The sequence below is a fragment of the Marinobacter segnicrescens genome, from assembly GCF_900111555.1.
GTDB lineage: Bacteria > Pseudomonadota > Gammaproteobacteria > Pseudomonadales > Oleiphilaceae > Marinobacter > Marinobacter segnicrescens.
In genome coordinates this window covers 1-1034 of record NZ_FOHZ01000084.1, presented here as the reverse complement: position 1 = coordinate 1034, position 1034 = coordinate 1, and the positions used below count along the sequence as shown (strand labels likewise).

At 57.5% G+C, this 1034-nt stretch carries 2 protein-coding genes; one reads left to right on the top strand and one right to left on the bottom strand.

What is annotated here, in order from left to right:
- Positions 1 to 249: alpha/beta fold hydrolase (locus BM036_RS19745; protein WP_177186132.1), on the top strand; the 249-nt coding region annotated here is incomplete at its 5' end.
- A gap of 75 nt (positions 250 to 324) precedes the next feature.
- Here BM036_RS19745 and BM036_RS19740 read toward each other — a convergent pair.
- On the bottom strand, positions 325 to 969 hold the full coding sequence (locus tag BM036_RS19740) for a glutathione S-transferase family protein (RefSeq protein ID WP_091855318.1): 645 nt from the start codon (positions 967 to 969) through the stop codon (positions 325 to 327).
- Positions 970 to 1034: the final 65 nt, after the last annotated feature.

Sequence of the window (1034 nt, the reverse complement as noted above, 5' to 3'; positions counted from 1 at the left end):
GTGGAGCGGTTGCGGGATGCTGCGCGGCGCATCGACGTGCCCACACTCCTGGTACGGGGCAAGATGAGTGACGTGGTCAGCGAGGAAGGGGTAAGGGACTTCCTGCAACTGATTCCCGGTGCCCGTGCGGTTGATGTGAGCGGGGCAGGGCATATGGTGTCCGGCGACCAGAATGATGTCTTCAACGATGCCATCCTTGAGTTCCTGGCGGAAGTCCAGGATGCCGGCCGCTGCGGCACCACAGCCTGATTCTCTCCGTTACATCGTTGACTGACAGGAAGACTATCAGGGAGGGCTTTCGACCCTCCCTGTCCTGAATGGGGTTCAGGAAATACCCTGGGCTGTGGCCGCCTCTTGCTGGCTCTCCAGTGCCCTTTTGAAGGCGTCACGATGCTGGACCCTCTGCCAGTAAGCCAGGGTGTTGGGGCCAAACTCGTTTTCCATGTTCAGATTCTCTGCCAGCATCAGTGCATAGGCTACGGAGATATCCGCTGTGGTGAAGGTGTCGCCAAGGATCCACGGCGAGGTTTTCTCCAGTGAGGCTTCCACGCCCCGCAGCCTTCCGAGGAACCACTTCTTATAGTCTTCCGCGACCTGGGGTACTCGGCGCTCTTCTGGTTCAAGGCGGGTGTAGCGCAGCACCAGGGTCTGTGGGAAGGTGAGGGTGGCCTCACCGAAGTGCAGCCAGTTCAGGTAAGCACCGTAACGGGGGTCGTCCACCGGAATGTTCAGCTTGCCCTGACCATACCGTTCCGCCAGGTACTGGGCAATGGCGGATGACTCCGTCATGAAGGTGTCACCGTCAAAGAAGGCCGGGATGGTACCCAGGGGATTGATGCCCAGGTACTCCTTTTTGAACATCCGGGGCGGGAACGGCAGCATCATCAGTTCGTAGTCCAGGCCCAGTTCTTCCAGTGCCCATAACGCCCGGAACGAACGGGCACTCATGCAGTGGTACAGCTTGATCATAGGTTTCTTTCCGTTTGTTGGTTTTTTGTGATTCTAGTATTGACCAATCGCTTGATCAAATTTAT

Bases quoted from the DNA above. Each gene is read 5' to 3' on its own strand.
- BM036_RS19740 (WP_091855318.1), bottom strand. From the start codon at position 969: ATGATCAAGCTGTACCACTGCATGAGTGCCCGTTCGTTCCGGGCGTTA.